The following is a 7,078-nucleotide window of genomic DNA, read 5'->3' as shown; positions in this document are numbered from 1 at the left end:
ACCGCCGGGCGCGCCGGCGGTGGCGCGGGCGGCGGCGGTCGTACCGCCGGCGGAACCGGCGGTGATGCGGCCCGGACCCGGCGACGGACCGGCGCTGCGGCGGGCCGAGGCCGCGCCGGGGGACGCCGACGACGCGGTGGGCGGCCTGCGGGGCGCCCGCTCGGAGCTGCGCCGGCAGATGCGCGAGCGGCGGCGGCTGCGGATGGGCATCCTCGCCCTGGTCAGCGTCGTGCTGCTCGGCGCGGTGCCGCTCTTCTTCGGGCTGCGCACACTGAGCCACGACCCGGTCTTCGACACCCTCGACGCGTTGAGCGTGCCGTCCTGGGCGGCGACGAAGACGGTGGACAACGTCAGCGGCAGCCGGTGGTGCTTCCAGGACTGCCGGCTGCGGGAACGCACCGTCGAGTCGCAGAAGGCCTGGAAGGAGACCGCCCAGGCCTACGAGGCGGCCCTGACCCGCGACGGCTGGGAGCGCTGGAAGGTGAACCGCTGCCCGGAGCAGCAGGTCAAGGGGAGCTACACCTGCTGGCGCCGGGACGAACTCACCCTCGACCTCTGGGTCCGCGAGCCCACCTGCGTGCCGCCACCGGTGGACGGCGAGCCCGAGCCGTCTCCGGCGCCCGCGCCCGCAGCGGGGGAGTGCGCCGGCTCGTTGGTGTCGGTGAAGGTGCGCAACGCGATCGACGACGAGCGCACCGGACCACAGCCGAGCACCGATCCGTCACTCACCGGTGAGGACCCGTACCCGACCCTCACCGACGATCCGCTCGGCGAGCCGACACCCTCACCGTCGTGAGCCGGTTTCCATCACGGACGGTAGGGTCTGGGGCTGGCGGGCCAGCCCGCGCCCGCTGACCGAGGTGGGTCGGCGTGGGGCGGACCGGGTAGGACGGTCGCGCGTCCCGGGGCGTCGGGTCCCGGGACACTGCTTGAGGAGGACATGCGCGTGAGTGGTGGAGAGATCGCTGCGCTGATCGCGGCCGGCGCGTTCCTGATGCTGGTGCTCGTGCTGGCGGTGCCGATCCTGCGACTGCGGCACACCGTCGACGCGACGACCCGCATGATCGCCGACCTGAACGACCGCACCGCGCCGCTGCTCGGTGACGTGAACACCACCGTGAAGAACGTCAACACCGCCCTGGAGCAGGTGCAGACCTCCCTCGACGGGGTCAACCTCCAGCTGGCCAAGGTGGACACCATGACCACCCACGCGCAGAACGTCACCGCCAACGTGGCGAACCTGGCCGCGGTGGTCTCCGCCGCCGCCGCGAACCCGCTGGTCAAGGTGGCCGCGTTCGGCTACGGCGTGCGCAAGGCCGCCGCCGCCCGGCGGCACGCGGAGACCGAGCGCGAGGTGCGCGACACCATCAAGCAGCAGCGTCGGGCCGCCAGGCGCGGCAACCGCTGACCCGGCCGGCGAACAGCGGGAGGATGAGAGCATGAGGCGGTTGTTCTGGCTGGGCATCGGGCTGGCCGTGGGCGTGCTGGTGGTCCGCAAGGCCACCCGGACCGCGCAGGCGTACACGCCGGCGGGGATCGCCAGCGGGCTGTCCGAGTCCGCCGGCGGTCTCGTCGAGTCGGTCCGGAGCTTCATGGACGACGTCCGGACCGGGATGGCCGAGCGCGAGCAGGAGATCCACGAGGCCTTCGCCCGCGGCGAGGCGTACGACGACCAGTTCGCCGAGCTGCGGGAGGACCCGCGGATCGGCGACCGAGAGATTTTCCCGGAGGAGCACCAGCGATGAAGACGGCGGAGATCAAGCGGCGGTACCTCGCCCACTTCGAGGCCAACGGCCACGCCGTGGTGCCGTCCGCTCCGCTGCCCGCCATCAGCGACCCGAACCTGCTGTTCGTCAACGCCGGCATGGTGCAGTTCGTCCCCTACTTCCTGGGCCAGCAGACCCCGCCGTACCGGCGGGCGGTCAGCGTCCAGAAGTGCATCCGGACGCCGGACATCGACGAGGTCGGCAAGACCAGCCGGCACGGCACGTTCTTCCAGATGAACGGCAACTTCTCCTTCGGCGACTATTTCAAGGACGGCGCCATCCCGCTGGCCTGGGACCTGGTGACCAAGCCGGTCGAGGCGGGCGGCTTCGGGCTGGACCCGGAGCGGATCTGGCCGACGGTCTACCTGGACGACGACGAGGCGTTCCAGATCTGGCGGTCCGTCGGCGTGCCGGCCGAGCGGATCGTCCGCCGGGGCAAGGCGGACAACTTCTGGTCGATGGGCATCCCCGGCCCGTGCGGCCCGTGCTCCGAGCTGTTCTACGACCGCGGCCCGGAATACGGCCGCGAGGGCGGGCCGGCGGTCGACGAGGACCGCTACATGGAGTTCTGGAACCTCGTCTTCATGCAGTTCGAGCGGGGGCCGGGCACCGGCAAGGAGGACTACCCGATCCTCGGCGAGCTGCCGGCGAAGAACATCGACACCGGCATGGGCCTGGAGCGGATGGCCTCCATCCTCCAGGGCGTCGACAACCTCTACGAGATCGACGAGGTCCGGCCGATCCTCGACAAGGCCGCCGAGCTGACCGGCAAGCGCTACGGCGCGCACTCCGGCCACGTGGCCAGCGAGTCGCACCCGGACGACGTGCGGCTGCGGGTGATCGCCGACCACGTGCGCACCGCGCTGATGCTGATCGGCGACGGGGTGACCCCGTCGAACGAGGGCCGCGGCTACGTGCTGCGCCGGATCATGCGCAGGGCCATCCGCGCGGTCCGCCTCCTCGGCTACCAGGACCGGGCGCTGCCCGAGCTGCTGCCGGTGGCCCGGGACTGCATGGCCCCGTCGTACCCGGAGCTGGCCGAGGAGTTCGGCCGGATCTCCCAGTACGCCTACGCCGAGGAGGACGCCTTCCTCGCCACGCTGCGGGCCGGCACCACGATCCTGGACACCGCCATCGCGGAGACCAAGTCGGCCGGCAAGGCGTCGATCTCCGGCGACAAGGCGTTCCAGCTGCACGACACGTACGGCTTCCCGATCGACCTGACCCTGGAGATCGCGGCCGAGCAGGGCCTCCAGGTCGACGCGGAGGGCTTCCGCCGGCTGATGGCCGACCAGCGCAGCCGGGCCAAGGCCGACGCCCAGGCGCGTAAGACCGGGCACACCGACGTGTCGGCGTACCGGTCGGTGCTGGACGGCGGCGGGGCGGTGGAGTTCACCGGCTACACCGAGCTGAACCGGGAGTCCCGGGTGCGCGCGCTGCTGGCCGGCGGCGCCGAGGTGGCCGCGGCGGTCGAGGGCGACACGGTCGAGCTGGTGCTCGACACCACCCCGTTCTACGCCGAGGGCGGCGGCCAGCAGCCCGACCAGGGCCTCATCACGGTCGGCGGAGGCCAGCTCGAGGTCTTCGACGTGCAGCAGCCGGTGCCCGGCCTGATCGTGCACCGGGCCAGGGTGCTCCGCGGCGAGGTACGCGCGGGCGAGACCGGTTACGCCGAGATCGACGTGTCCCGGCGGCGGGCCATCTCCCGCTCGCACACGGCGACGCACCTGGTGCACCAGACGATGCGCAACTTCCTCGGCGAGTCGGCCACCCAGGCGGGTTCGCTGAACGCGCCGGGCCGCCTGCGGTTCGACTTCAACACCCCGACCGGGGTGGCGCCGAGCGTGCTGCACGACGTCGAGCAGCAGGTCAACGAGGTGCTCCTGGCCGACCTGGAGGTGCACGCCTTCATCACCACGCAGGAGGAGGCGCGCCGGATCGGCGCCATGGCCCTGTTCGGTGAGAAGTACGGCGAGCGGGTCCGGGTGGTCGAGGTCGGCGACTACGCCCGCGAGCTGTGCGGCGGCACGCACGTGGCCCGCTCGGCCCAGCTCGGCCTCGTCAAGATCCTCTCCGAGGCGTCGGTCGGCTCCGGCGTGCGCCGGATCGAGGCGCTGGTCGGCATGGACGCCTTCGGCTTCCTGGCCCGCGAACACCTGCTGGTCTCCCGGCTCGCCGAGCTGTTCCGAGTGCCGGGCGACCAGGTCGCCGACCGGGTGGAGCAGACCGTCACCCAGCTCCGCGACGCGGAGAAGGAGCTGGAGAAGCTCCGCGCCCAGCTCGTGCTCGGCGGGGCCGCGGCCCTGGCGGCACAGGCGAAGGACGTCCGCGGCGTCGCGTACGTCGGCACCGAGGCGCCCGAGGGCGCGGCCGGCAACGACGTGCGGACCCTCGCGCAGGAGATCCGGGGCCGGATCGACCCGGCCCGCCCGGCCGTGGTCGCGGTCGCCGCCCGGGCCAACGGCAAGGCGTCCCTGGTGGTGGCCGTGAACCAGGCGGCCCGGGGTCGCGGCCTCACCGCGAAGGACCTGGTGAAGGCGGCCTTCTCCGGCCGGGGTGGTGGCAGCGACGACCTCGCCCAGGGCGGCGGCCTGCCCGCCGCGGAGGCGCCGAACCTGCTGGCCACCGTGGAGAAGGCGATCGCCGACGCCTGATGTGCGCACCGATCGATGCCAGGGCGGACCGCCGGGTCCGCCCTGGCCCGTACCGGGGGAAAGGTGTCCGGTAGATGGCTGAACTGTCCCGTGGTGTCCGGCTCGGCGTCGACGTGGGCCAGGTCCGCGTCGGGGTGGCCCGGTCGGACCCGCACGGCATTCTGGCCACCCCGCTGGTCACCCTCGCCCGCGACCTGACGACCGGCCCGGACGCGGTGCCCAGCGACATCGCCGAACTGGTCCGGCTGGCCGCCGAGCACGAGGCGGTCGAGATCGTGGTCGGCCTGCCGGTCAATCTCGCCGGAAAGCACGGTCCCGCGGCGGCGAACGTATCGGCCTATGCTGCCCGGTTGGCCGATGTAATGGGGCCGGTTCCGGTGACGCTGACGGACGAGAGGATGTCGACCGTGGTGGCGAGTCGTAGGCTGGCCGAACGGGGCGTCCGGGGAAAGCGCCAACGGGCGGTGGTCGACCAGGCCGCCGCGGTGGAGATTCTGCAGAGCTGGCTGGACGCGCAGCGGAGGCGGACGCAATGATCGACGATCTTGATCTGGGGTTCGACGAGGCGGAAAGGGGGGAGAAGGGCCGGCACCGGCGCAGCGCCGTGCGCAAGCGCAACGGCGGGTCGGGTGGCGGCCGGGGCAAGACCATCTTCGCCCTGCTCATGGCGCTGGTGCTGCTGGGCGGCATCGGCGGCGGCGCGTACGTCGGCTTCGACCGGATCCGCAACCACTTCGTCACCCCCGACTACGACGGCCCCGGCACGGGCGAGGCGCTGGTCGAGGTGAAGGCCGGCGACACGCTCACCGACATCGGCAACACCCTCTACGACGCCGGCGTGGTGAAGAGCACCAAGGCGTTCATCGAGGCCGCCGACGCGAACTCGCGCAGCAAGAACATCCAGGTCGGCCGGTACAAGGTCCGCAAGCAGATGAAGGCCGCGGACGTGATCACGCTGATGCTCGACCCGAAGAGCCGGGTGGTCAACGGGGTGACCATCCCCGAGGGCACGATCAGCCTGAACGTCTACCAGATCCTCTCCAAGCAGACCAAGATCCCGGTCAAGGACTTCCAGAACGCCGCGAAGGACCCGGTCAAGCTGGGCGTGCCCGCCTACTGGTTCAACCGCGAGGACGGCAAGAAGGGCCCCAAGAGCATCGAGGGCTTCCTCTACCCGTCGACGTACGAGATCCCGCCGAAGGCCACCGCCGAGCAGATCCTCTCGATGATGGTGGACCAGTTCCTGACCGTGACCCAGGGGCTCGACTTCGTCGACCGGGCGCAGAAGGAGCGCAAGATCTCGCCGTACGAGGCGCTGATCACCGCCTCGATCGCCGAGGCCGAGTCCGTCAACGCGGTGGACCTGCCGAAGGTCTCCCGGGTCATCTACAACCGGGTCTACGCCGGCAAGATCGGCTGCAAGTGCCTGGGCATCGACAGCGGCATCAACTACTACCTCCGGCTCCAGGGCAAGGACCCGAAGGACTCCGACGACCTGCTGCAGAGCGAGATCAACGACCTGAAGAACCCGTACAACACGCACAACGTCGCCGGCCTGCCGATCACCCCGATCAGCAACCCGGGTGAGGCCGCGCTCAAGGGAGCCCTGGAGCCGCCGCCGGGTGACTGGATCTTCTTCATGACGGTGGACCAGAAGGGCACCATGGGCTACGGCTCGAACGACGCCGAGTTCCGCAGGCTGATCCGGCAGATGTGCGACAACAAGGTGCTCACCGGGGAGAACTGCACCTGATGAAGGCCGCCGTGGTCGGCCGGCCGATCGCCCACTCGCTCTCCCCGGTGATCCACCAGGCCGGGTACGCGGCGGCCGGGCTGACCGGGTGGTCGTACACCCGGATCGAGTGCGGGGCCGACGAGCTGGCCGGCCTGGTCGCGGGCCTGGGCCCGGAGTGGGCCGGCCTGTCGGTCACCATGCCGGGCAAGGAGGCCGCGCTGGCGCTGGCCGACGAGGTCTCGCCGGTCGCCGCCGCGGTCGGCGCCGCCAACACCCTGGTACGCCGGCCGGACGGCACCTGGTACGCCGACAACACCGACGTCGCCGGCATGGTCGACGTGCTCACCGCCGCCGGCTGCGCGGCGGGCGCCACGGTCACCGTGCTCGGCGCGGGCGGCACCGCCCGGGCGGCCGTCGCGGCGGCGGCCCGGATCGGCGCGGCCGAGGTCACCGTGGTGGCCCGCCGGCCCGAGGCGGTGCGCGAGCTGTGCCCGATGGCCGAGGCGCTCGGCGTCCCGCTGGTCGGCGCGCCCTGGGACGGCGACCCGGCGCACGCACGGGCCGATTTGGTGGTCTCCACGGTGCCGAAGGGCGTGGCCGACCCGCTCGCGGAGAACTTCGACTGGCGGCCGGCCACGGTCTTCTTCGACGTGGTCTACGACCCGTGGCCCACCCCGCTGGCCGCCGCGGCGCTCGCCGCCGGCTGCCGGGTGGTCTCCGGGCTGGACCTGCTGCTGGCCCAGGCGCTCGGCCAGTTCGAGCAGTTCACCGGGGTGCCCGCGCCCCGGGAGGCGATGCGCGCCGCGCTGGCCGAGGCCCGCGCCGCAGCCTGACCACGAGGTCACCGGACCGCACCGGTGCCCGCCGTCCGGACGGGCGCGTCCGCAGGGCGGGACGCGGCGGGCAGGGCGACGTGGCGGACA

The 7,078-nt window shown here is 72.3% G+C and carries 7 protein-coding genes; all 7 read left to right on the top strand.

Going from position 1 to position 7,078, the window contains the following annotated elements:
* A partial coding sequence (locus tag ACW0Q9_RS13545; RefSeq protein ID WP_456181151.1) for a hypothetical protein occupies nt 1–796 on the top strand: 796 nt, incomplete at its 5' end.
* Between the two features lie 150 nt (nt 797–946).
* On the top strand, nt 947–1,408 hold the full coding sequence (locus tag ACW0Q9_RS13540) for a DUF948 domain-containing protein (RefSeq protein ID WP_091321699.1): 462 nt from the start codon (nt 947–949) through the stop codon (nt 1,406–1,408).
* A 31-nt stretch (nt 1,409–1,439) separates the two neighbouring features.
* Nucleotides 1,440–1,745: a DUF6167 family protein gene (locus tag ACW0Q9_RS13535; RefSeq protein ID WP_456181149.1), complete on the top strand. Its 306-nt coding sequence runs from the start codon at nt 1,440–1,442 to the stop codon at nt 1,743–1,745.
* On the top strand, nt 1,742–4,420 hold the full coding sequence (alaS, locus tag ACW0Q9_RS13530) for an alanine--tRNA ligase (protein ID WP_456181147.1): 2,679 nt from the start codon (nt 1,742–1,744) through the stop codon (nt 4,418–4,420). Before ACW0Q9_RS13535 ends, alaS begins: the two co-directional genes overlap by 4 nt.
* Nucleotides 4,421–4,494: 74 nt before the next feature.
* A complete protein-coding gene (gene ruvX, locus ACW0Q9_RS13525) occupies nt 4,495–4,956 on the top strand; it encodes a Holliday junction resolvase RuvX (protein WP_456181145.1) in 462 nt (153 codons plus the stop codon).
* On the top strand, nt 4,953–6,173 hold the full coding sequence (mltG, locus tag ACW0Q9_RS13520; protein WP_456181143.1) for an endolytic transglycosylase MltG: 1,221 nt from the start codon (nt 4,953–4,955) through the stop codon (nt 6,171–6,173). Before ruvX ends, mltG begins: the two co-directional genes overlap by 4 nt.
* A complete protein-coding gene (locus tag ACW0Q9_RS13515) occupies nt 6,173–6,988 on the top strand; it encodes a shikimate dehydrogenase (protein ID WP_456181141.1) in 816 nt (271 codons plus the stop codon). Before mltG ends, ACW0Q9_RS13515 begins: the two co-directional genes overlap by 1 nt.
* The last annotated feature ends 90 nt before the right edge of the window (nt 6,989–7,078 follow it).

Source organism: Micromonospora sp. I033 (assembly GCF_053890995.1).
This window is presented reverse-complemented; position numbering and strand designations above follow the sequence as displayed.